The following is a 273-nucleotide window of genomic DNA, read 5'->3' on the forward strand; positions in this document are numbered from 1 at the left end:
CGAGGAACGCGGCGACCGACATGTGCAGCAGGCGATAGGGAAACGACGGGTTGAAGATCACTGCCAGCCAGTCCACCGGGATCACCCGGCCGTCGACGATCTCGAAGCCCTGCGGAGTCTGCATCCAGCTGTTGGAAGCGAGGATCCAGAAGGTCGAGACCAGGGTGCCGATCGCCACCATCAGCGTGGCGAAGAAGTGCAGGCCCGGCCCCACGCGGTTCCAGCCGAACAGCATGACGCCGAGGAAACCGGCCTCGAGGAAGAACGCGGTGA

1 protein-coding gene is annotated in these 273 nt (G+C 64.5%); it reads right to left on the reverse strand.

What is annotated here, in order from left to right; genetic code table 11:
* On the reverse strand, nt 1-273 hold a 273-nt coding region (locus tag HMPREF2886_RS28420), incomplete at both ends, for a cytochrome ubiquinol oxidase subunit I (RefSeq protein ID WP_139148428.1).

Source organism: Pseudomonas sp. HMSC066A08, assembly GCF_001813025.1.
Lineage (GTDB): Bacteria > Pseudomonadota > Gammaproteobacteria > Pseudomonadales > Pseudomonadaceae > Pseudomonas > Pseudomonas aeruginosa.